At 33.6% G+C, this 26,445-nt stretch carries 29 protein-coding genes and 1 tRNA gene; 19 read left to right on the plus strand and 11 right to left on the minus strand.

The window, feature by feature from the left end; genetic code table 11:
• From K8N75_RS01460 to K8N75_RS01525, 14 genes are all read left to right on the plus strand, one after another.
• On the plus strand, positions 1-1,341 hold the full coding sequence (locus K8N75_RS01460) for an MmgE/PrpD family protein (RefSeq protein WP_223790394.1): 1,341 nt from the start codon (positions 1-3) through the stop codon (positions 1,339-1,341).
• An 82-nt stretch (positions 1,342-1,423) separates the two neighbouring features.
• Complete coding sequence (locus tag K8N75_RS01465) at positions 1,424-2,329, plus strand: peptidase (RefSeq protein WP_223790395.1); 906 nt, start codon at positions 1,424-1,426, stop codon at positions 2,327-2,329.
• 81 nt (positions 2,330-2,410) lie between these two features.
• The gene (locus K8N75_RS01470; protein ID WP_223790396.1) at positions 2,411-3,271 is read left to right on the plus strand and encodes a fumarate hydratase; all 861 of its coding nucleotides are present in this window, start codon (positions 2,411-2,413) and stop codon (positions 3,269-3,271) included.
• 5 nt (positions 3,272-3,276) lie between these two features.
• Positions 3,277-4,137, plus strand: coding sequence for a citryl-CoA lyase (locus tag K8N75_RS01475; protein ID WP_223790397.1), 861 nt, complete (start codon positions 3,277-3,279; stop codon positions 4,135-4,137).
• A gap of 119 nt (positions 4,138-4,256) precedes the next feature.
• The gene (ahaH, locus tag K8N75_RS01480; protein WP_223790398.1) at positions 4,257-4,571 is read left to right on the plus strand and encodes an ATP synthase archaeal subunit H; all 315 of its coding nucleotides are present in this window, start codon (positions 4,257-4,259) and stop codon (positions 4,569-4,571) included.
• A 10-nt stretch (positions 4,572-4,581) separates the two neighbouring features.
• Complete coding sequence (locus tag K8N75_RS01485) at positions 4,582-6,588, plus strand: V-type ATP synthase subunit I (RefSeq protein WP_223790399.1); 2,007 nt, start codon at positions 4,582-4,584, stop codon at positions 6,586-6,588.
• A 1-nt stretch (position 6,589) separates the two neighbouring features.
• Entirely contained in the window at positions 6,590-7,078 is a 489-nt protein-coding gene (locus K8N75_RS01490; protein ID WP_223790400.1) for a V-type ATP synthase subunit K, read from the plus strand.
• A gap of 3 nt (positions 7,079-7,081) precedes the next feature.
• Positions 7,082-7,705 carry a V-type proton ATPase subunit E gene (locus tag K8N75_RS01495; protein WP_223790401.1) on the plus strand — a complete coding sequence of 208 codons (624 nt, stop codon included), beginning with the start codon at positions 7,082-7,084 and terminating at the stop codon, positions 7,703-7,705.
• Positions 7,706-7,718: 13 nt separating this feature from the next.
• Positions 7,719-8,876, plus strand: coding sequence for a V-type ATP synthase subunit C (locus K8N75_RS01500; protein WP_223790402.1), 1,158 nt, complete (start codon positions 7,719-7,721; stop codon positions 8,874-8,876).
• Positions 8,873-9,193: a V-type ATP synthase subunit F gene (locus K8N75_RS01505; protein WP_223790403.1), complete on the plus strand. Its 321-nt coding sequence runs from the start codon at positions 8,873-8,875 to the stop codon at positions 9,191-9,193. Before K8N75_RS01500 ends, K8N75_RS01505 begins: the two co-directional genes overlap by 4 nt.
• Positions 9,190-10,941, plus strand: a complete 1,752-nt coding sequence (locus K8N75_RS01510; protein ID WP_223790404.1) for an ATP synthase subunit A — start codon at positions 9,190-9,192, stop codon at positions 10,939-10,941. The genes K8N75_RS01505 and K8N75_RS01510 overlap by 4 nt, the downstream gene beginning before the upstream one ends.
• 2 nt (positions 10,942-10,943) lie before the next feature.
• Entirely contained in the window at positions 10,944-12,335 is a 1,392-nt protein-coding gene (locus K8N75_RS01515) for an ATP synthase subunit B (RefSeq protein ID WP_048191521.1), read from the plus strand.
• Positions 12,336-12,392: 57 nt separating this feature from the next.
• Positions 12,393-13,034, plus strand: coding sequence for a V-type ATP synthase subunit D (locus K8N75_RS01520; protein WP_223790405.1), 642 nt, complete (start codon positions 12,393-12,395; stop codon positions 13,032-13,034).
• A complete protein-coding gene (locus K8N75_RS01525) occupies positions 13,035-13,418 on the plus strand; it encodes a DUF22 domain-containing protein (RefSeq protein ID WP_223790406.1) in 384 nt (127 codons plus the stop codon). It abuts the gene before it with no gap.
• Positions 13,419-13,534: 116 nt separating this feature from the next.
• On the opposite strand, the gene K8N75_RS01530 is transcribed toward K8N75_RS01525, so the two are convergent.
• Both K8N75_RS01530 and K8N75_RS01535 read right to left on the minus strand, forming a co-directional pair.
• On the minus strand, positions 13,535-13,951 hold the full coding sequence (locus tag K8N75_RS01530; RefSeq protein WP_223790407.1) for a hypothetical protein: 417 nt from the start codon (positions 13,949-13,951) through the stop codon (positions 13,535-13,537).
• 63 nt (positions 13,952-14,014) lie between these two features.
• On the minus strand, positions 14,015-14,353 hold the full coding sequence (locus K8N75_RS01535; protein WP_223790408.1) for a hypothetical protein: 339 nt from the start codon (positions 14,351-14,353) through the stop codon (positions 14,015-14,017).
• 80 nt (positions 14,354-14,433) lie between these two features.
• On the opposite strand from K8N75_RS01535, the gene K8N75_RS01540 reads away from it, so the two are divergent.
• Positions 14,434-14,838: a DUF61 family protein gene (locus tag K8N75_RS01540; protein WP_223790409.1), complete on the plus strand. Its 405-nt coding sequence runs from the start codon at positions 14,434-14,436 to the stop codon at positions 14,836-14,838.
• A 4-nt stretch (positions 14,839-14,842) separates the two neighbouring features.
• Positions 14,843-15,001 (plus strand): hypothetical protein, encoded by a 159-nt coding sequence (locus K8N75_RS01545; protein ID WP_223790410.1) that lies wholly within the window; start codon positions 14,843-14,845, stop codon positions 14,999-15,001.
• A gap of 21 nt (positions 15,002-15,022) precedes the next feature.
• Here the strand turns inward: K8N75_RS01545 and K8N75_RS01550 are convergent, their stop codons facing one another.
• The 5 genes from K8N75_RS01550 to K8N75_RS01570 all read right to left on the minus strand — a co-directional run bounded on the left by K8N75_RS01550 (position 15,023) and on the right by K8N75_RS01570 (position 18,693).
• Entirely contained in the window at positions 15,023-16,189 is a 1,167-nt protein-coding gene (locus K8N75_RS01550) for an ATP-grasp domain-containing protein (RefSeq protein WP_223790411.1), read from the minus strand.
• Between the two features lie 23 nt (positions 16,190-16,212).
• Positions 16,213-16,284, minus strand: a tRNA-Gln gene (locus tag K8N75_RS01555).
• 78 nt (positions 16,285-16,362) lie between these two features.
• The gene (gene cas4, locus K8N75_RS01560) at positions 16,363-17,031 is read right to left on the minus strand and encodes a CRISPR-associated protein Cas4 (protein WP_223790412.1); all 669 of its coding nucleotides are present in this window, start codon (positions 17,029-17,031) and stop codon (positions 16,363-16,365) included.
• Entirely contained in the window at positions 17,031-17,603 is a 573-nt protein-coding gene (locus K8N75_RS01565; protein ID WP_223790413.1) for a hypothetical protein, read from the minus strand. The genes cas4 and K8N75_RS01565 overlap by 1 nt, the downstream gene beginning before the upstream one ends.
• 202 nt (positions 17,604-17,805) lie before the next feature.
• Positions 17,806-18,693, minus strand: coding sequence for a UbiA family prenyltransferase (locus tag K8N75_RS01570; RefSeq protein ID WP_223790414.1), 888 nt, complete (start codon positions 18,691-18,693; stop codon positions 17,806-17,808).
• Positions 18,694-18,908: 215 nt separating this feature from the next.
• Here K8N75_RS01570 and K8N75_RS01575 point away from each other — a divergent pair, with 215 nt between their 5' ends.
• Positions 18,909-20,594, plus strand: a complete 1,686-nt coding sequence (locus K8N75_RS01575) for a sensor histidine kinase (protein WP_223790415.1) — start codon at positions 18,909-18,911, stop codon at positions 20,592-20,594.
• A 14-nt stretch (positions 20,595-20,608) separates the two neighbouring features.
• Here K8N75_RS01575 and K8N75_RS01580 read toward each other — a convergent pair whose 3' ends face one another.
• The 4 genes from K8N75_RS01580 to K8N75_RS01595 all read right to left on the minus strand — a co-directional run bounded on the left by K8N75_RS01580 (position 20,609) and on the right by K8N75_RS01595 (position 24,197).
• Complete coding sequence (locus K8N75_RS01580; RefSeq protein WP_223790416.1) at positions 20,609-21,337, minus strand: YkgJ family cysteine cluster protein; 729 nt, start codon at positions 21,335-21,337, stop codon at positions 20,609-20,611.
• Between the two features lie 122 nt (positions 21,338-21,459).
• Positions 21,460-22,308, minus strand: coding sequence for a class I SAM-dependent methyltransferase (locus K8N75_RS01585; RefSeq protein WP_338038022.1), 849 nt, complete (start codon positions 22,306-22,308; stop codon positions 21,460-21,462).
• Positions 22,309-22,489: 181 nt separating this feature from the next.
• Positions 22,490-23,254 (minus strand): ABC transporter permease, encoded by a 765-nt coding sequence (locus tag K8N75_RS01590; RefSeq protein WP_223790417.1) that lies wholly within the window; start codon positions 23,252-23,254, stop codon positions 22,490-22,492.
• 1 nt (position 23,255) lies between these two features.
• Positions 23,256-24,197: an ATP-binding cassette domain-containing protein gene (locus tag K8N75_RS01595; protein WP_223790418.1), complete on the minus strand. Its 942-nt coding sequence runs from the start codon at positions 24,195-24,197 to the stop codon at positions 23,256-23,258.
• A gap of 215 nt (positions 24,198-24,412) precedes the next feature.
• On the opposite strand from K8N75_RS01595, the gene K8N75_RS01600 reads away from it, so the two are divergent.
• On the plus strand, positions 24,413-25,795 hold the full coding sequence (locus K8N75_RS01600; protein WP_223790419.1) for an MBL fold metallo-hydrolase: 1,383 nt from the start codon (positions 24,413-24,415) through the stop codon (positions 25,793-25,795).
• 90 nt (positions 25,796-25,885) lie between these two features.
• Positions 25,886-26,374 (plus strand): TspO/MBR family protein, encoded by a 489-nt coding sequence (locus K8N75_RS01605; RefSeq protein ID WP_223790420.1) that lies wholly within the window; start codon positions 25,886-25,888, stop codon positions 26,372-26,374.
• The last annotated feature ends 71 nt before the right edge of the window (positions 26,375-26,445 follow it).

The following is a 26,445-nucleotide window of genomic DNA, read 5'->3' on the forward strand; positions in this document are numbered from 1 at the left end:
ATGATATCTGAGAAATTAGCTAGGATTATTGTAAATACAAATTATAACAAACTTCCTGAGAATGTGATAAACAAGTCAAAACTATGTTTCATAGATTTTTTAGCTGTTTCACTCAGAGGATCAAGAACTAAAAGTGGAAAAGCAGTTAAAAATTTGTTTGCCAATGGCGAATCATCTACTGTTTTAGGTTTTGAAAAAGCAAATTGCACAGATGCACCCTTTATTAACGGAGTTTTTGCCCATAGCCTTGATCTTGATGATGGACATCGTTTTGCACAACTACATCCCGGATGTTCTGTAATTCCCGCTTCATTAGCATTATCAGAAGCGTATGATAAGACAGGCAAAGAATTTATTAGTTCAATTGTTGCAGGTTATCAGATTTCAATCATTCTGGGTATGATCATCAATCCCAAACACAGAAATAACGGTTTTCATAGTACAGGTACTTGTGGAACCTTTGGTGCAGCAGCAGCCGCGTCTAAAATCATGTGTTTAAAACCCAAAGATATTATTAACGCATTAGGGCTTGCAGGGACCCAAGCTGCAGGATTACTAGAATCTGATCATTCCGGTAGTATGGGGAAACATTTACATGCAGGTAAAGCAGCACAAGCTGGTGTGATCTCTGCAATGCTCGCAGAAAATGAATTTACTGGTGCTAATTTAATAATTGAAGGTAATGAAGGATTTTTGAAAGCAATGGTTTCTGAAAATCATTATGAAAATTATAAAATCAAAGCAGATAACCTCTTTGATAATAAAAAATATTATATAAATGATGTTTACTTCAAAAGATATCCTGTATGTAGACATCTTCATTCATCAATCGATGCCATAATTGACATTCATAAGCAGATGATTTTAGAAGGAACAAATACCGAAGATATACAATCAATTAGAATTAAAACATATGAAATTGCTTCTGAACATGATGATTACAACCCACAGACCATTGAATCAATTAGACAAAGTTTACCAGTTACATCTGCGATTTATATTTTAAATGGTGAATTAAACTTAGAGAACATTGAACTTGATCATGAAATAATTTCAATGGCATCTAAAGTAAGCATAGATAAAGATAACGATATGAATAAACTCTACCCTTGGAAAAGGCCATCTGAGGTTACTGTCATTACAAAAGAGAAATCTTATTTTTGTAGGGTAGATTTACCACAGGGAGAACCAGAAAATCCTTTTAATCAACATGAAATAATGCATAAATTCCATAATCTAAATCCAAAGGTTGATCTAGATGTTTTAAACTTGATCAACAAACTTGAATCCTATAAAATGAATGAACTAATGGAAATATTGAACAATGCATTTAAATCTTGATAAAAAAAATTAAGAATTTAAATATATTAAAAAATTTATTTAACTTAATTATTGATAAAATCTTAAATTTAAAGGTGATTTAATGCGCACAGAAGATTTTTTAAGGGAAATTGGCATTGAAAGAATAGATCAAAATTTAAAAGCATCAAAAAAACGTTTTCCAGACGGTGCACAGTATCGTTTCGAAGTTCCTGGTATTCAAAATCCTGGTTCTATGGCTGCATTAGTTAATGCAACAGATCAGTACGGTGTTACTGTTCACAGGGTAACTCAGACAAAGGGCATTATGCTTTTAACAGATGAAGAAATTGAAGAAATGGTCAAAATTGCAATAGATGCCCGTATGGAGTTATTTTTAAGCGTTGGTCCCAGGGCAACATATGATACTAGTGCGTCTGCCAACACCCCCGAAGGAGCTAGGATAGGTTATAGATTGAGAGGATATGAAAATCTTTTATATGCAATAGAAGATGTTAAACGCGCCACAACCTTGGGGGTGAGGGGAATTGTGATCTATGACGAAGGATTGCTTTGGGTATTAAATAAAATGAGAAAAAAAGGAGAGTTGCCAAAAAATACACATTTTAAAGTTTCAGCTCATTGTGGGCATGGCAATCCTGCATCTGCAAAGTTTCTGGAAGAAACAGGCGCAGATTCTTTCAATCCGGTTAGAGATCTTCAAATTCCAATGATGGCCTCGATTAGAAAGTCAATAAATATTTCACTGGATCTTCACATGGAAAATCCTAAATCTTCCGGAGGTTTTATACGGCATTATGAAGCACCAGAAATAATAAGGAATGCATCACCCGTTTACCTTAAAACAGGAGGATCTGTTGCTGCACATCATGGATGGGAAACAACTCAAAGCCAATCCACCGAACGGGTGAGACAGGTTTTTCTAGTTCAAAGCATGATTGACCGTTATTATTCTGAAGCAAAGATTTCTAAACCTGGAACAGATGATATGGCCATACCAGAAATATAGATCAATCTGAAGTAATATCATGATATTTTATGAATTTACATTAAGAAATTTAATAGATAAATACGTATTGGAGTTTAGATAATGGTTTTAGTTGATTTGATTAAAAAAGCAGTTATAGAAGCCAGCACAACTTTCAGGAAGGACCAATTAGATTCTTATAGACATGCAATTGAAATTGAAACTAATGCTAATGCTAAATGGGTTCTTGAACTTCTTTTGGAAAATGCAAAAATTGCTAAAACAAATAAAGTTCCATTATGTGATGATACTGGAATACCACACATCCTTATCGAAGTTGGGAATGAAAGTCAGCTTCCCCAGAGTTTTTTCAAGGATATAAATAATGGAATTGCTGAGGGTTTAAGTGAACTTCCTGCTAGACCCATGGCTGTCAAGGGAGATTCCATCGAAAGAATTGAACAATCAAAGGGATTATATAATAACCCTGAAAAACTTGTAGCTCCTTCTTTTATTGTTGATAGCATGGAGGGTAAGGGGGTTAATATACATATATTGATGCTTGGTGGAGGTCCTGAAATTCGTGCACATACATATAAGGTTTTCCACAAGAGAGATCATAGAAAAGTATTTGAAGAAGTTTTAACATGGTTGAGATCAGAGATTACAATGCTTGGATGCACACCTTGTATTCCAACTATTGGCATTGGTAGAACTCATTTTGAAGCTGCATCGCTTATGCTGAAGGCAATGGCATACGGGAACCTTAATAACCAATCTGAATTAGAGAAAAACCTGACAGAATCACTTAATAATACTAATGCAGGTGCACTTGGAATTGGTGGTTCTATAACTGCACTAGGATCGTTTGTAAATATTGGACCTCAAAGGGCCAGTGGCGTGAGAATAACTTGTACACGTCCTTGTTGTTGTGTAGAACCAAGGAGATCATCCGTAAACCTGTCTTCCAAATATTTGGAGTGATTTTTATGGCAATTGGAAGAGAAACTGTGGAAAATATACTAAAATTAACTAACCCCAAGTGGAAAACCTCCATAACCCGAATTGAACCAAACAAGATAGTTACCCGGGGATATCCGCAGGAAGACCTAATAGGAAACATATCCTATCCTGAGATGGCATATTTACTTATAAAAGGAAAAATGCCATCTGAAAAGGATTCAAAAATGTTTGAATCTGTACTTGTTTCATTTTGTGACCATGGTGTTACCCCTCCGAGTACACAGGTTTCCAGACTTATGGCCTCCACTGGTTCTTCAATGAATAGCTGTGTTTCAGGAGGACTCTTATCCTTTGGAAAATATCATGCAGGAGCTCTGGAACGTTCAATGAAGATTTTACAAGAACTGGTTCAAAATGGGGTTATAGGATACAATGGACCACTTCAATCCCATCATGATATAAGAGCAGTTGCAGGTGTTGTTGTGGATGAATTTTTTAACAACAACGAAAAAATACCCGGTTTTGGTCATAGATATCATTCAGAAGATCCTCGTGCCAGTAAACTTATAAAAATTGCAGAGGAATATGGATGTAACGGTGTACACACCGAACTTGCGCTTGCAATCGAGGAGATACTGTTTGAAATTAAAGGAATCAAGATGAATATTGACGGAGCAAATGCAGGGATACTTTCAGACCTTGGCTTTGATTGGAGTCTTGGAACTGGAGTTTTTATGATGGGCCGACTTCCTGGAATTATTTCACATGTTTTTGAAGAAAAAACTATTGAACCCCCTTTCAGAAAAATATTTGACGTTGATGAAATACACTATCAAGATACAGAGGTGAAAACACGAAGTTTAGCTAAAGTGATGAATAAGAAATAATAGATAAAATTGCATTTATAAGAGTTGTTTTACTTATTGAAAATTAATTTAAAAAAATCAAATAGTAAAAGATAAATATAACTCAAAATAGATTTTCCAACATAATCATGGTGATTTAAATGACAACGATATCGGAAGCTATTACTACCATTAAAAAGGCTGAAAATGATGCTGACAAATTAATAGAAGATACAAAAGAGAAATCGTCCAAAAAAATAGAAGAGTCCCGCTTAAAATCCAAGGAAAATATTGAAAAATTCAAGGAAGAATCTCTTGGTGAAGCTGAAAACATGTTGTTTGAAGCTGAAACAAATGCCAAAAAAGAAGCTTTACACATATCCAATAAAACAGCTGAAGAAATTGAAAAAAACAAAAAAACAGCGATGGATAAAGTAGATGGGGCATCGGACATAATTGTAAAAAGTATTTTATAGTGTGAGTACCATGTTCAAGCCCGCAAAAATGAAGAAGCTTAAGATAATTACTTTGGATAAGTACACTGATCCAGTTGTGAAATCACTTCACGAATCAGGTTTAGTACAGATCCATGATATATCTGAGCGAATACAACAAGATGCAGAATGGAAACAAATTCTAAAACCTTCGCATGCAACCCCTTTTCTCGGTAAAATTTCCTCCCTTTTAATGAAAATAACTGGAACAGCAGACTTTTTAGATTCAGTTAGTAAAAAGGATGAAGGGATTTTAACAATGGCAAAAGGATTTATTAATCCTCCGTCAATTGAGAAGAAAGAAGTTGAACAAGTAGAAGTTGAAAAACTTTTATCAAATGCAAAAGACGTCCTTAACCAAGTTGAATCTAAAACCAAACCCCTGGAAGAAAAACTCAATGAACTTGAAACAAAACGTTTAAGACTAACGAATGCCTGTAATGTTGCTGAAAATTTAATTAAATTTGATGTTAATATTGGTGACTTAGCAGGAACAAAATATGTATCTGTTATAGCAGGTAAAATTGCTTTAGATTCCTATAAACAATTTAAAGATGGTATGAAAGATTTACCTGATGAAACTGTGGTTTTGGATAATGACAGTGAAGATAAAGAATATAAAATACTATTGGTAGTTACCCTTAAACAAAATGGAGACAAAATTGCCAGTCTGTTAAGGAAGCTAGAATTTGAAAGATTTGAATTAACTGATATCTCTGGTAAACCCAATGAGATTATTGTAAATTCTAAATCAGAAATAGAATCAATTGCAAAAGAAAAAGAATCAATTTTAGACAATTTAGCAGAAATATCTGCAGAATGGCATTCAGAATTATTGGTTTTAAAAGAAATGCTGGAAATTGAAAAACAACGCAGTGAAATATTCTCATCGTTTGGTGAAACTGAAAAAACAGTTATGTTTGAGGGATGGGTTACAAAGAAAAATCTTGAAAAAACCCTCAATATTATTGAAAGCAAAACAGATAGCCATTCTATAGTAGAGGTATCAGATCCTGATATTGAGAAGGACAAGATACCTGTACACTTGGATAATCCTCGGTTTGCCAAACCCTATGAACTGTTTGTTAATATGTATTCCCCTCCAGATTACAGGGAGTTTGATCCAACAATTTTCATGGCAATTATATTCCCATTCTTCTTTGGTTTTTGTCTAACCGATGCAGGATATGGAATTGTTGATGCAATTATTGGTTTTGTTATTTATAGGGGTCTGGGTAAAAACAGCAAATTAATGTCAAACATGGGTCTTATCTTAATTGCATGTGGTGTATGGGCATTCATACTAGGTATGGTTACCAATGGTTTCATTGGGAATTTCTTCCCTAAATGGATTACGGGTGTTCCTCTTCCAACAACTATAGCATCTTTAGATGCATTTGTTCATCCTGAAAATATACTCATACTCGCATTAATTGTAGGTGTTATACACGTCAATATGGGCCTGATAATAGGAGCATACAACAACATAACCCGTGGAGATATAAGGGAAGCGCTTGGAGCGCAAATTGTTTGGTTGGTTCTTGAAGCAGGCATAGTAATACTTGCTGTACTTTATTTAAATACCGGTTCAATTACTAGCGGAGCCATTTTTGGTGGTCCTGTAATCTTACTAAGCCTTATAATGCTCATCTATTTCAATGGCGCATTTGGTCTAATGGATCTTACAGGATTCCTTGGAACTCTGTTGTCATACGCTAGGCTATTGGCCCTGTGTCTTTCAACAGGAGGTATAGCCATGACAGTTAACATTTTAACAGGTCTATCAAGTGAAATGCTTCCAGTTATAGGAGTTGTACTGGCACCAATTATATTCATTGGAGGACATATAGCCAATTGTGCATTCCAGAGTTTGGGTGCATTTATAAATTCATTACGTTTGCATTATGTTGAGTATTTTGCTCAGTTTTACATAGGTGGAAGTCAAAAGTTCAAGGCCTTCCGAACAAAAAGAACACATACGGAATTAGGAGGTAAATAACATGGTAGAAATTGTATTAGGAACAGCATTAGCAGCAATCGGTGCAGGTATAGCGATCGGTATGGCGGGATTAGGATCAGGTATAGGACAAGGAATTGCAGCAGCAGGAAGTGTAGGTGCAGTAGCAGAAGACCCTGACATGTTTGCAAGAGGTATCATTTTCACGGCTCTGCCAGAAACACAAGCTATTTATGGTTTTTTAATTGCCATTTTGCTTCTGGTTTTCTCAGGAATTATGGGGACAGGAAGCTCTTTATCAGTTGCATCGGGATTAATAGCTATAGGTGCAGGATCTTCAATTGGATTTGCAGGTTTAGGTTCAGGTATGGGTCAAGGTATAACAGCATCATCTGCTGTTGGTGCAGTTGTTGAAGAACCAGATATGTTTGCAAGAGGTATTATATTTACAGCTCTGCCAGAGACACAGGCTATATACGGTTTCCTTATTGCTATATTGCTTATGGTGTTCGGTGGAATTCTTGGAGGATAAGACATGAGTTCCGGGACAGAAAAAATAGTCTCAAGTATAATGTCAGATGCTCAATTCAAAGCTGATTCTATTTTAGAAAAAGCTGAGAAGGAAAGCACCTCCATTTTAGGAGAAGGCGAAAAGATAGCTATTATTGAAAAGGAAAAGATCTTAGAAGACGGTAAAAAACAGTCCACAATGAGATATCAACAGATAATCTCAGAAGCTAAGATGAACTCTCGAAGGATGGAACTTGAGGCAAGGGAAGAAATAATAGAAAAATCCTTTAAAAAAGCTGAAGAAAAACTTGCAGAAATTGCATCTTCAACTTCTGAAGAATATAAAGTATCTCTTAAAAATATTATAACAGAAGCTGCATTGGAAATAGGAGGGGGCGATCTTATCATACTTCTCAAACAGGAAGATGTGGCTAAAATAAAAGATTCTATATCCTCAATGGAAAATGAAGTTAAAGAAAAAACAGGTACCGAAACTAAATTAGAGATAGGCGATAATATCAATACCATTGGTGGGGCTATTGTAAAAACCATAAATGGAGATATAGAAGTTAACAATACAATCGAAGCAAGGATGCTTAGATTTAAAAAATCTCTGAGATCAGAAGTTGCACATGTACTTTTCAAATAATAGGGGGATTTAAATGGTAGAAGATATTGCTACATTAGTTACTTCATTTGGATTTCCCTCGGTTGAAGCTTTTATAGGTGCAATGTTCTTAATATTAGCAGTTGTAGCAGTAATAGTGGTTGTATCAACTATAAAACCTGTTCTGAGCATGTTTCCATACACTTATCCTAATGCTAGGGTTAGGGCAAGAACTGGAAGGCTTTTCACTGAAAAAGAGTTTTCAGAGATTGTAGAATCCCAGAACATTGAAGAGGTCAAAAATTACCTCCGAAATGTACCTGATTATGCAAAGTATGTTGATCTGTACCCTTTGGAAAAAGCACTGGATACTCAACTTGCAGAAACATACGATCTAATAGCAAGGATTACACCAGATAATAGTAAGGAAGTATTCCAGTTTTTACTTAAAAAATGGGATATTAGAAATATTAAAAGTATCATAATTGCTAAAGAAGCAGGTCTAAGCTCAGAAGAAACTTTAAATCTTATTGTACCATTCGGTGCACTTACTGATAAATTAGACAGCCTTATTGAGGCACATAGTGTTTCAGAGGTACTAAATGCACTTGAAGGAACCGAATATCCACAGATATTAGAGGATGCAATTCCTATTTATAATGAAACAGGTTTATTATTACCTTTAGAAGCATCTTTAGACAAATATTTACTTGAAAATCTTTTAAGAGCATCAGCAACTCCCGAAGATGACAATACAAGTTTACTACATAATTATGTAGGCACAATGGTAGATGTTGCAAACATCAAAATTATAATCCGGGCCAAAGCAGACAATCTGAAATACGATGATATTGATTCTTACATGATATCTGACGGTTATCAAATCAGGGAATGGAAGTTAAAGGAACTTATGGAAGCTGAGGACATATCTGGTGTTGTAAGTGGCTTGGAAGGTACAGATTATGCACCTATGCTTTCAGATGCTATGACAGATTATAATAATACACATTCTATGGCTAGTTTTGAAAATGCACTTGATAGTCATATTGCTAAAACAGCAAAAACCATATCATTGAAAAATCAGTTTGGAATTGGACCTATGATAGGATTTTTAAGTAGAAAAGAAAACGAAGTCAAAAACTTAAAGATCATAGCTAGAGGCAAAAGAGAAGAAGGATTCTCCGCTTCAATGATTAAGGAGATGTTGATATGAAATCAAATATAGCTGTGATGGCTGATGAAGATACTGTCACAGGTTTTATGCTCGGAGGTATAAAAGAAGGATACCCTGTTAAAGATATAGAAACAGCTGGAGAAATTCTTGAAGACCTAGTTAAAAAAGATTTTTCAGTAATAATAACAACTGAGAAAATAGGTGACAAATTTAGAGAAACTATAGATAAATTAACAAGTGAACGCGCACTGCCTATGATAATTGAAATACCAGACAAAACAGGCTCGATTGAAAGGGAATCTGATCCTATGAGAGAGCTTATAAGAAGAGTAATTGGGGTTGAGATGGTAAAATGAATACTGGAAATATAATAAAAATAGCAGGCCCTGTTATTGTCGGAAACGGCATGAAAGGAACCCAAATGCATGAAATGGTTAAAGTCGGGAACGATAAGCTCATTGGAGAAATAATTGAACTCGAAGGTGACACAGCAACCATACAAGTTTATGAAGAAACAGCAGGTATGAAACCTGGTGAACCAATTGAAAGTACAGGAGGACCATTATCAGTTGAACTGGGCCCAGGCATAATTGGATCAATATTCGATGGAATTCAGAGACCACTTGAAAAGATCAAAGTATTGACAGGAGATTATCTACAGAGAGGAGTAAGTGTTCCATCATTGAACAAAGAAACAAAATGGATGTTCAAACCAACTATAACAGCTGGAACCGAAGTTAAAGGTGGAGATGTTATAGGAGAAGTCCAGGAAACATCTGCGATTCTCCAGAAAATAATGATACCTCCAAAAGTGGAAGGTAAACTCATAAGCATTGTGCCTGAAGGACAGTATACTGTTGAAGAAGAAATAGCAGAAGTTGAAACTTCATCAGGTATTGTAAAAGTACCAATGATGCAAAAATGGCCAGTAAGAGTTGGAAGACCATACAAAGCAAAATTAGACCCAGATATTCCGCTCGTAACTGGACAAAGAGCACAAGACACTTTTTTCCCTGTTGCTAAGGGTGGAACATCAGCTATGCCTGGACCATTTGGATCAGGAAAAACTGTTACACAGCAGCAGCTTGCAAAATGGGCAGATGCAGATATTATTGTTTATGTAGGTTGTGGAGAACGTGGTAATGAAATGACAGAGGTTCTAAAAGAGTTTCCAGAACTTGAAGACCCAAAAACAGGTAAACCACTTATGGACAGAACAGTCCTTATAGCAAACACATCTAACATGCCCGTGGCTGCAAGGGAAGCTTGTGTTTATACTGGTATAACCATAGCAGAGTATTTCCGTGATATGGGATATGATGTAGCACTTATGGCTGATTCAACCTCAAGATGGGCTGAAGCAATGAGGGAGATCTCAGGAAGACTTGAAGAAATGCCAGGTGAAGAAGGATACCCTGCATATTTAGCATCAAGACTTGCACAGTTCTATGAACGGGCCGGAAGGATAACTACAGTAGGTACAGAAGATAAAACTTCTTCAGTAACAGTTGTTGGTGCAGTATCACCGCCTGGTGGTGACCTTTCAGAACCAGTTACACAGAATACACTACGTATATCCAAAGTGTTCTGGGCTCTAGATGCATCACTTGCAGATAAACGTCACTTCCCATCAATAGATTGGCTCCAAAGCTACTCATTATATGTGGACAGTGTAGAAGACTGGTGGAATACCAATACAGGATCAGACTGGAGAGAAACAAGGGACAAAGCAATGGCTCTTCTCCAAAAAGAATCTGAACTACAGGAGATTGTACAACTTGTTGGTCCAGATGCACTTCCAGATCGTGAGAGAATTACTCTTGAAACAACCAGAATGATAAGAGAAGATTTCCTTCAACAAAATGCTTATCATGAAGTAGATACATACTGCCCTCCTAAAAAGCAGTATGAAATGCTTAAAACCATAATAATGTTCCATATGAACGCGGAAGCAGCATTAGATCGTGGAGCAGCATCCGCAGACATTATTACCATCCCTGTAAAGGATGAGATTGGTAGGATGAAATATCTGCCTGAATCTGAATTTTTTGTGAAGGTGAAGGAAATTCAGGATAATGTAGTTAAACAATGCAGTGAGGTATGAAGATGAAGATAGATATCAAAACAAGGGAATATACAACTGTTTCCGAAGTTTCCGGTCCTCTAATGATTGTTGAAGGTGTCGAAGGTGTGGCATACAACGAAATCGTTGAGATCGAAACACCTGCAGGTGATAAAAGGAGAGGGCAGGTTCTTGAAGTCCGAGGAGACCTTGCTGTTGTGCAAGTTTTTGAAGGAACTAGCGACCTCAATACATCAACAACCAAAGTCAGGTTTACAGGAGAAACAGCAAAACTCGGTGTTTCACCAGATATGTTAGGAAGGGTGTTCAATGGAACTGGTCAACCTATCGATGGTGGTCCAGAAATCATTCCAGATAAAGAGCTTGATATTAGTGGTAACCCAATGAACCCTTCAGCAAGGGAATTCCCCGCTGAGTTCATTGAGACAGGTATATCGACTATAGACGGTATGAACACACTGGTACGAGGTCAGAAACTACCTATATTTTCAGGTTCTGGTCTTCCACACAACGAACTTGCTGCACAGATTGCAAGACAGGCCAAGGTTATAGGTGAAGAAACAGAATTTGCAGTTGTATTTGCTGCAATGGGAATTACTCACGAGGAAGCAAACTATTTCATGAGAGATTTCGAAAGAACAGGAGCTCTTGAAAGAGTTACAGTTTTCATGAATCTTGCAGACGACCCAGCTATAGAAAGGATCATCACTCCCAAAATGGCTCTTACTACTGCAGAGTACTTTGCATTTGAACTCAATATGCACGTGCTTGTTATACTTACTGACCTTACCAACTACTGTGAAGCTCTTCGTGAGATATCAGCAGCAAGGGATGAAGTTCCTGGAAGAAGAGGATATCCCGGTTACATGTACACCGATTTAGCTACCATGTATGAACGTGCAGGAAGAATTGTAGGCAAAGAAGGTTCAATCACACAAATGCCTATATTAGTTATGCCCCAAGATGATATAACCCACCCAATTCCAGATCTAACCGGTTACATTACAGAAGGACAGATTGTGCTAAGCAGAGATCTGCACAGGAAAGGTATATACCCTCCTGTAGATGTTCTACCATCACTTTCAAGATTGATGAGTGGTGGAATTGGTGAAGGTCAAACAAGAGAAGATCACAGTGGTGTTTCAGACCAACTATACTCAGCATATGCTGAAGGAAGAGATCTGAGAGATCTGATGGCAGTTGTGGGTGAAGAAGCACTTACAGAACGTGACAGGAAATTCCTGAGTTTTGCAGATGAATTTGAAAAACAGTTTATAACTCAGACAAAGGATGAGGACAGATCTATTGAAGAAACACTCAACCTAGGTTGGGAATTATTAAGCCTTTTACCAGAAGCAGAACTGAAACGTGTAAGGGCAGAACACATCCCAAAATATCATCCAGCATACAAATAAACCCCCTTAAAATCTATTTAAATTTTTAAAATTTTTTAAGAGGACAAGAGGGATAAAATGGCACAGGAAATGATAGAAGGAATCAATCCAACAAGGATGGAACTTCTAAAACTTAAAGATAGGGAAAAACTTGCAGTAAAGGGTCACAGCCTCCTTAAAGAGAAGAGAAATGCCCTTATCATGGAGTTTTTCAACATACTTGAGCGTGTTAAGGGTTCAAGGGAAGATGTTGAAAAAACACTCAAACAAGCCTATAAAGATCTTACAGCTGCACAGATTGTGATGGGCGATTTAGCAGTCAAAAAGTCAGCTATGTCTGTTAAAGAATCTGTTGAGGTAGATATTGACTCCAGAAGTATAATGGGTGTTGTTGTGCCGGTGATCGATTCAGATATCCGCCAACGAACAATGGTTGAAAGGGGATATGGATTCCTTGACACTTCTGTTAAACTTGATGAAGCCGCAAGTAAGTTTGAAGAATCTATTAAACTCATAATAGAGCTTGGAGAAATAGAAAAAACTATAAAACTCCTTGCAGGCGAGATCGAATCAACTAAAAGAAGGGTTAATGCACTGGAACATATCATCATACCAAAACTTGAAAATACTGTTAAGTATATCGAGATGAGGCTTGAAGAAATGGAAAGGGAAAACTTTGTAAGGTTGAAGATGATCAAAAAAACCATGGAGATGGAATAATTGGTTAGGATTATAACAAGATTAGATGCAGTTAAAAAGGAACTTGCAGAATCTAAATCAAAACATCTTGACTTCCAAATAGGAACCATCTCAGGTAATCTTAGGGCAATAATTGCTGATGAAGATCTGATGTTCAAATCTGGAAATATAAAATCCATTAAAATCAAGAAAATCCCCATACCTGCAAATTATTTGAGTTTCCTTAGTGGATACGGTTCAAATAGTTATGGACATGCAATTGCAGTTGATGAGGATGTTCCCCTACCTGTTAGCATGAAACGTATGGCTGATCATGCAATGTTTGCAGCAGCAGAAACATGTAAAATAAAAAAGGATGATTTATTGGGTGTTTTGATACTATTACCTGTACATCTAACACACTAATTGAATCCTATTTTTTTCTATTTTTTTCTTTTCATGAGTTTATTTAAATTTTTTTTAAAAAGTAAAGATCAATAAAAATGATTTAACAAAAAAAACCTTATATATCTGGAAAATTTTCAATTTCCAAATCTTGCCTTGATTGATTTGTTTAATGGCTCTCTCATAGAATTGAACTGTAATAATAGATCGTCTATAATATATTTTATTTCTTTTAAATCATCAATATTTTTATTTGATTTGGATTCTAACTTTTTGAGTTCCTTTATCAATCTACTTTTTGATGAACCTCTTATTATATTGGTAATACCATTTTTTTGGTTCATATCATATTTTTTTCTGAGAAAAGCCTTTCTTTTAATATAATCCGCCTCAGCAGTACGTATGTCCTTTACAATACCTTCTTTAAGTTTTAGGAGAATGACTTCTCTCTCATTTATTTCAACAAGTAAACGTCTAGAATCCGCTATAGAAGATATTTCAGTATCTATATCTATTATTTCTACAAGTAATTTGTGATAATCTTCAGCAAGCATTTATTACTCCTTTAAACTGTTCTTCATCTAATTTACAATATTATAAATGATGCCTATAAAAATCTATCCATCCATTACCTTGATCCGAATCTGTAGCATACCATCTACTACATTACTCTTAGTTTCAATATCACTATTTTCCTTTTCCATTTCTTTTATTCTGAATAGAATATTGGTAAGGGATATGGTGTTAAAATTTCCTTTTTTGTTGTCTGGTTTTGACGAAATAAGAAGGATTTTAACTAGACCATTCTCTATAGTAACATTATAATTAATTGCGTTGATGTATATGGCATCAGAAATTCTAAGTAAAAGCTTTATATATTTTATTGGAAGGCCACTTTTACTTATAACATCTTTAATCTTATCGTTTTCCCTACATTGTTCCACATTTATTTGCATTTTTACACTCCAAATATATTATATAAAATTAGATCATAAACTAAAATTAATATATAATCCCAATCAGATATAATTTACAAATGAGACAGGATAACCGCGGAGATAGATTAGTAAAAAAACAGATATTAAGCCTCAACAAACATTTACCTCGCAAACGAAAGTTCCTTGATGAACTTCTCCTAGAGGAAAGACCACATGTTGTTGGAGGAGATAATAGCAGACATAGATTTAAAATGGATGAACTTAGAAGATTATCTGAAATTATCGAAGAATCAGAATACCATCTACTGAGATTACCAATATACATTGAGATTGATTCAAATGCTTCGGGTTCCAAAATATTTGGAAGACTCGAAAACAAAGTTATATGCAATATACTTAAGATTAAAGACTGTAGTTCAGAGATATATTTGTACAGAAAAGACATCAAATTACTACGAAAAGAGCTTCCAACTACAACACAGTACGTATTTCTAGTGAGGTAAAATAATGACTCGAGACCCATTAAACGAATTATTTAAGGATATAAAAGATCCTGATAACCGTGCAAAGCTGTTCCTTCTATTTGCTGGGGCAATGATAATGTCAACCATTTTAATAGTGATTGGGACCATAATATTCATTCTTAGATTACTACATATATTTTGAACACATCTAAAAAATTGAAATTTAAGATATTGGATTTAAATCTTGGTATACATTGGAAACAATCTTTTTTGCTGAAAAAATAGTATTTTCAAGTAATTTTCCTGAGGTTAACACAGTAGCTACAGGTTCTCCCTTTTCAATAATTACTTCTGAACCCGGTATATCATTCAAATCTTTTAAATCAAGATTTCCTACCAAAGAACGATACTTTGCATGAATTATCATCTTTGTAGCAAATTTTTGAGGCCTAGGAATATTATTTAGATCTCCCTCACATGCATGTATATGGGCTTCTGCCATGTTTATCCCCAAAGATAGTTCCGCTACTTCAAAAGTTCCTTGTGGTCTAGGATTAACTTCTATAAGGTAGATATTTCCATTATTTATTTTCAAATCTACACCATTGGAACCTATTAGTTTCAAATCCTTTACAACATCTTCAGCAACTTCTTTAAAATCTTTTTGCATATTTATATTTTTATTTGCATCGAATTTTTCTGTGTATGGGGCAATGTTACCACAGTACCCATATATTTCCCTTTGTCCCAACCAACTTTTTCCTATTAATTGCTGGCTTGTTAAAATTGTTGTTGTCTCATCTCCACTCGAGAGCACTGATGCACTAATATCATCGCCTTCAACAATTTCCTGCAATACTACGTCATGGATCTCAACATCTTGATCAGTTGGATCAAAGTTCCGGATACCTAACCCTCCCGATCCTACAAGTGGTTTCAAAAGAAAATTTTTATTGCTTGCTGCATCTATTTCAATTGCCTCTTGAAGATCAGTTACCAAGTAAGTTTCAGGCAATTCAAATATACCTTCAAATTTCTTTGAAAGGCGTTTATAAAGTTTATATTTATTTTCGATATCAGTTACATCTCTATTTCCAATTAATTTATTCTTGGGAAATTTTAATGGAGAGACACCAGAACAGCAAACAATGAAATCTACAAGCTCAATATATTCTTCAGCCATATTAACAAGTTTTTGTGAATCGAATTGTTGAGAAAAATAGCCACACGAATTAAATGGTTTTTGTGATAAAAAAGATTTTTTATCTGTAACACATTGATTGATATCTTGACATCCAAAATAATCTACAGAATAAACATTATATCTCATATTTTTAAGAGAACATGCCATAGGTCGGGTATTTGCACCTATAACTAGAACATTTTCCATATAATTACCTTTGAAAATTTAAATAGTCCCGAGCGGAGTCGAACCGCCGTCGCCGGTTCCAAAGACCAGCAGGATTACCACTACCCCACGGGACTAATATAGAATAGACTGCATTGCAGTAATCTGTTTTTCGCTTTGCTTATATTTAAAGGTATCGGCATGGATTAATGGCCTTAAAAATCCATTTTCCTTTCACATATAGTGTTAAACCTGCAGCTTCTACATTTATTAGGATTATCGGTTGCTTTGAATTCTATTTCACCTTCCAATAATCTATGCATGCGATTAATAAGGTTAATAATATCTTTTTCAGCCTTTTCATCAAAGTAAGATGCCCAGTAAATATTTTCTGTACCTCTTTGCTTAAGAGATGCAACAATCCTTCTTTTTTCGGGTATCATTTCCTTAAACGCAAGACAATATCCAAAAACTTGATTAATACTTGAAGAGTAAGCCCTTGTACCGGGTTTATCATCAATGATAACAAATTCATCTGGTGTCATCCATACTTCATCAATAAATCCCCTGATACCATGTTGTTTGGACATTACAGGTAATTCTCTTGAAAGAATTTCACCTGTTTTGGATGTTTCTAACATCTCATCAAATGTTGTTGGTTCTGCATCCTCCCTGAAATTCGCTTCAAGAGTTGCATGTACCTTTGTTCCTTCCACCATAGATTTAGTTGGTTTGATCTCGATTCCTTTGACATTTTCGAGATAGATCCCATATTCACAGAAACCTTGTTTGTTAAGCCAGCTAATTGGAAAATTATTCCTTTCTTCAATTATTTTAACCTGACTTATGGTTGGATGTGGAGCGGTATTGAATTTTTTTTTCATTATTCTCCTTCACCATCCTTTTTACTACCTAAGCGACTTTTTAAACTCGTCCAAATGTCCTTATCCTTTTGAATATTCAACTCATCTTCAAGAACTTTATTCTTTTCAGATTCAAGTTCATAATTTGTTTTCAGGGTTTTATATGCTCCACTAACTTCCTCTAATTTATTCATGAGCTTTCTTTTATCTTCTTCTAAAGATTTGAGACGCTCATCCTCAAGTCTTAACTTTTTGTTGGTTTTAGTATGTTTGCTGACGAGTTCTTTGTATGATTTTGATAGTTCGTTGTGTTTCCATTCCAATTCAGCAAGTTCCCGTTCATATACCTCAATGTTGCTATCTTTAACCCCTAGGTTTTTGAGGTATTCTTCTGCCATAGAGATATCCTCCCCAACTAACTCTTCAATTTGCCTCTGGGGTATAATGAAAACTTCCTCACTGCACTCAAATTTATCAGATCTTTTTAAAGGCACCAGATATTGATTGTACTCGTATATCTTCCTTTTACCACCAACAGTCTTCTTGGTCTTCTTTTTATAGCATTTAACAGCTGATTTTATTACTTTTACCATTAACACTGCTCCAGTTGCAATTATCAATCCAAAAAATCTATATGATTATTATTAACTTTTTATTATTCATCTTATTCTAATGTAGAACAGAATTATATTGATTGAACCTTCTTTTATCCTTTTTGAAATAAAAATTTAGAAATGGTTCAATTCAAGAAAAAATGAAAAATTATATTAAAATATTCTTTTACTATTTGACAGTTTAAAAAACAATAATACATAGTATTAGAATTGCAGGCCAAAACATAAATTCAAAATCAGCAATTGAACCTAATTTAACCCATAACTTATCATCATAAGCTGATTTTGCTTTTATAAGATAATATAAGCTGTAAAAATAGAAAACAATTAATGAAATAGTGAAAATGGGAATTATTTTAAGATAAACTCCAATTATCAATGGAAAAAATGCAGCGATGTTTAACAAATGTAATAATTTTATTGCTCTATCTTTACCAATTATAACCGGAAGTGTCTTTAATCCCTCCTTTGAATCTGTTAGATAATCCTTTAAATCAAAAAATATTGCGTTTATCATACCTTTCATATATATAAAAATAAAAACAATTATAATTGGAAAAGAAAAGGTTAAAGAGTAATGTAATGGTACAAAAAAAGTCCCCCCCATTGACCAGGTCAAAACAGTGTAAATATTTTTAAATATGGGAATTTTCTTTGTTATACCCTTAAATGCTGTTGCATAAAAAAACCCGCCTAACATCATTAAAATTATAAAAATAATAAGTTTAAAGTTAGTAAAAATTATTAGAAGAACCATAAGCAATAAAACGTAAAGAACTAGAATTATTGGATAATATTTTTTCTTCTTTTGCAAATGTTTGTATCTATCTGAATTGGTTTCATGATCTTTATCCAAATCACTCATATAATCATAGCTGTAGATAATTAATGGAATTAAATAAGATATAATTAATAAAGGAATATTAATTCCAGAATTAATAATTATTGAGGTTGATAAAACTAGTGCTGGGGCCCCCAAAGCTGTTAAATATCCCCCATGAACGATTTCCTTAAAAATCATGCTAAAGTGACGGGAATAATCATTTTTTGAATAGATATTTAAAACCATGTGCCTCCACATTAAATTAAAATGGAATATATCCAATATATTTTATAATTAAGAGTAATTATTAATTAATAATTGTTTTTAGACAATAATATGGATTATGTAATTAATAAATATATTTATTGCCAAATTTATTCAAATACTTGAAATAATTTATTAAAGAAAAAGATTTATTTGTAGATCTACAAATAATTGATTACGATCTGGAGTAAAAAAATATGAACATATTTTCATATATATCACTGATAGCATTTTTACTATGTTTTTTTCTAGGCAATTTCATTTATCATAAGAATTCAAAAAGTCAGTTAAATTTAATGATAGCTCTGTTATGCATATTAGTTGGGTTTTTAGCCTTTGCAGAGTTTCAATACAGACAAACAACAGATTTTCAAACAGCTTATATATGGCTTAAAATTAGTGGATTATGGCCAATTGTACCCGCTATTCTCTTGCATATCTCACTGATATTCACTGGGAAAACAGATATTCTCAAAAACAAATTCACTTACCTACTGATTTATATTCCTGCAATTATTATTTCTTTCTATGCTGTAGACAGTAATTTAATGTTAATGGGAATATTAAAAGAATATTGGGGTTGGACATATGTATTTCCGGAAAATTCCTTACTTTTTGATATTATGAGTGTTTGGACTATTTTCTGTGTGTTTTTAGCCGGGAGTCTTTGTTTAATATATTATTTAAAAAACAAGAATATTAAAAAGCTCCAGGCAAAATATCTTTTAATTGGCCTTTATTTCCCGCTTTTAATAACTATGGCAACGGATCTTATACTTCCAACAATGTCAATTAGAATTCCTGAAACTACCATGGCCATGTCCACAGTTGGTATTGGATTCATCAGTTATGGTGTATGGAAATATAGATTCCCTGCATTAACAGCCGCAGTTGCTGCAGATGAGATAGTTTCAACAATGTCTAACTTTTTAATTATGTTAGATCATGACAAAAACATTGTAACCATCAATGATGCAACAATAGAACTTTTAGGATATGATAAAAAAGATATTATAGGAAAGTCTGTGAAATATTTATTTTCAGACAATAGTCTGGAAAATGCAGGAAAACTTTTTGATTCAAATTCTAATTCAATTATTAATTTTGAAACTCGTTTAAAGTCCAAACATGGCGAAATTATACCTGTTTTACTTTCTAAATCTGTAATTAAAAATGATGATGGTAACACTATGGGTATTGTATGTATAGGCAGTAACATAGTGGAAATTAAACATGCAGAAGATAAAATTAAAGCTTCTCTAGAAGAAAAAGATATTTTACTTAGGGAATTACATCATCGTGTTAAAAATAATCTTCAAATAATTTTGAGCCTTATAAATCTCCAATCAAATGGGATTAAAAACCAGGAAGATCTCGAGATTTTTAGAGAAAGCCAAAGCAGAGTTAAATCCCTTGCGATTATACATGAAAAGTTATATCAATCTGCGGATTTCGCAAATATTAATTTTGAAGAATATATTGAGAGTTTGGTAAATTATCTTCTTTCATATTATTCTGCAGATTCGATAGAAGTTATAATTGATGTTAAGAAAGATATTATCTTGAATATGGATACAGCAGTGCCTTGTGGACTTATAATAAATGAATTGGTTACCAATGCAATAAAACATGCTTTCAATGGAAATAAATCGGGTCAGATCTACATTACTCTTCAATCAGATAATGGTTGTTTTACCCTTATCGTGAGTGATAATGGTAAAGGCATTCCCCCAGAAGTAGATTTAGACAATCCTCAAAAATTAGGATTACAATTAGTAAAATCATTAACTGATCAACTGGAAGGTAAAATTGAATACAATGGATCAAAAAATACAAAATACAAAATACAATTCAGAGAACTGATCTACAAAGATAGAATGTAATTCAATTAGATATCCTATTCGTACTTACTATCTAATTTATCTGCTATTTCATTCCATTTTTTAACCCTATCCTCTAAATTATCTTCTTTTTGTGGAATTTGGTTCTCCATCATCTTTTCTAGATTTTTAAGGAAATCTGGATCATCTTTAATTTTTAAACATGTGGTTATTTCTGTAATGGCCTTTTGAACCACAAATTCAATTGCATATTTACAGAAATGGTTCGGTGTAAACACATATTCATTTTCATTTTTAATCAATATTGGAAATGCTCTACACACAGCAGGTCTCTGATCGTATATATCACATTTTTTTGTTTTCCTAATGAAATGTTCACACGGACGATCCTCTGTAAACCTGTAACCCTCTTTATAAGGCTTAATATCTGCAGTTATAACTTTATCCGAACTTTTATAACCCTCATATTCTTTTTCTGTAATATATATTGGTGAACAATTTTCACAACACCATCCACATCTTTGACAATAATCCAAACGTAACGCAGCAACAAGCGATCCTTCTGTGAATGCTATGGAAGAGAAATGTATAATTTCTTTAATATCCTTTTTTTCAACATCTTTTAATTGGCCAGACTTCTTTAATATTTTTTTAACCCTTTTATAAACCATTCTCTCAAATATGAATAGCTCAGATTCCATGTCCGGTTGTTTTTTAACTAATTCTTCATACTGATTAAACACAGAATCGATATACTCTCTCTTGTGTAGTTCTTCTAATAACATTTGTTCACCATGAATTCCAATAAAATATTCTTTAATATATTAATTTGATTATCAGTTATAAACAATTAGATTATAAATTGATGTATTTAAAATAAAAATAGTTTTTTAATTTAAACAACCCTCTATTTTATCCCCGTTCCCTTAAAAAAATTATAAAAAAACACTCCATCATTTTCTGTAGTTTTATACAGATCTTTTATTCCTTTTTCCCATGATTCAATGGAAATCATTCCCGAATCAATTGCCTGATCTTTAACTCCTTCTACCATAGCAATAATTGTCTTTTCATTAAATCCTTCTACTAATTTGGGGTTACTTGAATCTACATAAACAATTTTGGGCAATACTTGAATATTTTTAAATCCTGAATTTTTGAGTAGGGGATAAATTTCCCTTCCAATCATAGGGTTACAATTAAGTGTTTTTTGACATTCAATAAGACATTCCCATGTTTTTAAGGCTTCCTTAGACTCTGGATAAAAATAACATGACCCATGATCCCCTTCTATTACAGTTATCGAACCCTCTTTTTTAAGAACTCTTTTTAAACTTTTTAGTGCGCTTATTGGGTCTTCAAGATGTTCTAGTACAAAACAAACAAAAATATGATCGTATGTTTCATGTTCAAAAGGTAGATTAAAAAGGTCAGCTACTTGAAATTCCACATTTGAAATGAACTCTTTCTTCAAAAGAGATTTTGCCATGTTTATTGAAGTTTCAGAAATATCTATAGATGTAATTTTTGAATCTGGACTATTTTTGGCTAGTATTAGTGTCTGTGCACCTACTCCACATCCTACTTCTAATACTTTGCTTCCCTTTGGGTAAGTTGTGTTGTTGTGGAGAATATCTGCAAGTATATTTGCTTGATCAACCAATCTATCCGATTCTTCCTTTGAATATCCATGTACATATCTCTCTTTCATAAATCTATCCTCACTATAACTATTTTTTTGATAATTAATTTCAATTCAATTATATTTAATTTTCATAGATATATTCATGTAATTATTTAATTTTAACAGAAAGATAATTAATAAATCAGTTTACGATAAATATATTTTTAAATTTGGTTAATATTGATTGAAAAGCTTTGAGAGGTATTGTTTCTAATTAATCTTAAAAAAAAATTAAAAAAAATTAGATTTAATCTTACATTAAATTTTGTTCCCTCTTACTGAACAATACAGCTGATAATATTATGGTTAATAATGCAAAACCAACAACAACCAATGAACTAACATAAAGTGGAAGTGCACCATGACCTAAAATCACTTGACGCAGTGCATCAACACCATAGGTAAGAGGATCCAAATATACTGCTACTTGAAGAAAAGAGGGTAGTCCAGTTACCGGGAACAATGCTCCGCTTAAAAGGAACATAGGCAGCACAATAAAACTCATTATTAAGTTGAAACCTTCCATACTGTCAGTAAATGTGGCAATTAATAAACCCACACCCGCAAGTCCTACAGATATTGGAATCATTAGGAGGAAGCATGCTATAAAGATTATTGGCGTCATTTGAACGCCTACTACAAAGGATAATGCAAGAAGGATTACACCCTGAATTATTGAAGCCGTTGCAATACCTAAAGCTTTACCAAAGACTATTGAAGGACGACTAACTGGAGCAACCATGATTTCCTTTAGGAAACCATATTGTCTGTCCATGATAACTGAAACCCCTGAAAATATTGCAGTAAATAATATGGTTTGACCTATAATCCCCGGATATATAAATGCTTGGTAACCACCAGGAACACCACTAAATCTTATTGCAGAACCTAAACCTGTACCAAAGATCAGAAGCCATAATAATGGGGTTACAACAGATGAAATTATACGAGAACGATATCTGACGTATCTTTTAGCCTCTCTAAACCATATCGTATATATTCCTTCCCATTCAGCCATATTATGCCCCCTCAATAATTCGTTTTCCTGTGTAATTTATGAAAACATCTTCCAAGTTGGGATGTTCCAGTTCTATTGAGTTTACAATGATATTGTTTTTATTTGCAAAATTGACGAGAGTTGCAACTAAATTTTCACCGCTTTCCACCATCATTTTAATCTCATCATCAATTTTAACTATACTTTTGATAAAATCTAATTTTTCAGCTTCTTTGATGAACTTTTCTTCATCATCAACTCTCATGGTTATGACATCTGCTTTCAGCTCACGTTTAAGATTTTTAGGTGAATCTGATGTGATAATATGTCCTCTGTTTATGATAGCAATTTCATCACATAGTTTATCAGCCTCTTCCATATAATGGGTAGACATTAATACAGTAATATCTTCTTTTTTGTTTAATTCCTGTATATAATGCCATATATTCTCTCTTGTTTGAGGATCTAATCCCAGTGTGGGCTCGTCAAGGAAAAGGACTTTGGGATGATGTATCAAACCCCTTCCAATTTCTAGCCTTCGTTTCATACCGCCAGAATATGTCTTAGTATACTCATCAGCTTTATCTCCGAGCGCTATTAAATCCAAAACTTCTTCTATTCGTTGTTTTCTTAATTCGCTTGGAACACCATATAATGCTGCATGCATTTCTAAATGTTCTCTGCCAGTTAAAATATCATCAAGGGCTCGAGATTGAAAAACTACTCCAATTGATCTTCTGACCTCTTTTGAGTTTTTCATAACATCATATCCATTAACAGTTGCATTTCCTGAGGATGGATGAAGAATTGTACAAAGCATCGATATTAGGGTAGTTTTTCCCGCACCATTTGGGCCTAAAATACCATAAACACTGTTTCTGGGTACTTTAAGATTTATTGAATCAACTGCTTTAAAATCTCCATATATTTTACTAATATTATGAGTCTCAATTATGTAGTCCATAAGGGCACCTTCAAAATAGTTTTTTTAATTACATTCTATATTTTTAGTATTCTTGTGCATAAATTATTTTTGATTAGAAAAAGATATATAATTACACACAATCCAAATAAAAATCGACCCCAAAACAGTATTAAACTGAAATAGTAACTGAATTTATTTAAAAGTAGAAGTCTGTATGAAATGTCTTTATAATTATTCAGAAGGTGATAATTGTGATGTTTGAAATGGTGAAGTCTAATGGAATTGCCCATAAATCCTATTTTTTAGGTTCTAATGGAATTGCTGCGGTTATAGATCCTCGTAGAGATTGTGATATCTATATTGACATTGCTGAAAGAAATGACATGAAAATTGAATATATTTTTGAGACCCATAGAAATGAAGATTTTACAATTGGATCCATAGAACTTAGGGAAATTGTTGGTGCAGATATTTTCCATGGAGCGGGTATTGATTTTGATTATGGAAATTCTGTAAACGAAGGAGATAAATTTCAGATAGGATCTCTGGTTTTGGAGATTATTGAAACACCGGGACATACAGATGAAAGTATTTCAATAACTGTTAAAGATAGGGATGTTTCTGATGATGTTTACATGATATTAACTGGAGATAGCCTTTTTGCAGGGGAAACTGGAAGATGTGACCTTTACGGTGAAGAAAACAAAAGGAAAATGTCTGAAGCATTGTACAACAGTATTTTCAAAAAAATACTTCCTCTAGGTGATAATGTTATTATATGCCCTGCACATGGCTCAGGATCCATATGCGGCGCAGAGATTCGTGAACAAGAATTAACCACTATAGGGTATGAGAAAAAAACCAATAAAATACTTAAATATGATAAAAAAGGGTTTGTAAATGCCAAAATTAAAGAAAAGTTATACAAACCTCCTTATTTCCAAAAAATGGAGAAGAATAATTTAGAAGGTCCTGATCTAATATGTAAACTTCCTTACTTGAAACCCTTGAGCATGCATGAGGTTAAAGAATTAATGGCAAGGGAAGCCCAAGTTATTGATGTTAGAGATCCAACAGCTTTTAGTGGAGGTCATATACCTAATACGCTCAATATATGGAATGATGGCCTTCCCGCATATGCCGGATGGTTTTTGAACTATGAACAACCAGTGATAATTATTGATGACGATAACAGCCGCATTGATGAAATTAAAAGATATTTGACAAGACTGGGATACGACAACATATACGGATACCTATCAGGAGGATTCAAAGTATGGTTTGAGGGATCTGGAGATTTTGAATCTGTTCAAACATGGTCTGTTCATGATTTACTTCCAAACATGGGTAAAAAATCTTTATTTTTACTGGACGTAAGAAAAGAGAATGACTGGATAAAAGAACATATTGATGGATCCCATAATGTATATGTTGGACTATTGAAGGATAACCTGGATAAAATACCGCAAGATAAGCATGTGGTTGTTTCCTGTGATACAGGATATAAAGCGAGTATAGGAGCATCAATTTTGCAAATGAATGGTTACAAAAATGTTACAAATGTCCTCGGCAGTATGGCAGCATGGAAAAAAGCAGGTTATCCCGTTGCAATGGGTAATTTAAATAACATTTCTTAATAACTGCTGAAGAGATTATTATTGTGCATATTTCTAAAACTAATTTATTTAAAAAATCATGAATGAAAATAAAAAATGAGGCGGTAAAAGATGGTTAATTACAAATTAAGTACAGTTCCTAAGTTTTTTATATCTATATTTATTCCATTGATAATTGGATATTTAGGATCAATAATAACAATTTCAGAAATTTCTACATGGTATGCTTCACTTTCCAAACCATCATGGGCACCTCCAAATTGGTTATTTGGACCTATTTGGACCACATTATATGTTTTAATGGGAATATCTTTATTTTTAGTTTGGCGTGAAGGTTTCAACAGAAGAGACGTTAGATTTGCACTTTTAATATTTGGAGTACAATTAGTTTTAAATCTACTATGGTCAATTGCATTTTTCAGTTTCCATTCATTATTTGGTAGTTTTATTTTAATAATGATACTCTGGATTGCAATACTTGCAAACATCATCGCTTTTTACGTGATTTCAAGACCCGCTGGTTTACTATTAGTACCATATATAATATGGGTGAGTATAGCAAGTTATTTGAACTACAGTGTTTATTTATTGAATCATTAATAAATTTAAGGGTTTTAAACCCTATTTTTTTTAAATAGTTCTATTTCGAAATTAATAAAACTTTTCAATAA

It is taken from the genome of Methanobacterium spitsbergense (assembly GCF_019931065.1).
Lineage (GTDB): Archaea > Methanobacteriota > Methanobacteria > Methanobacteriales > Methanobacteriaceae > Methanobacterium_B > Methanobacterium_B spitsbergense.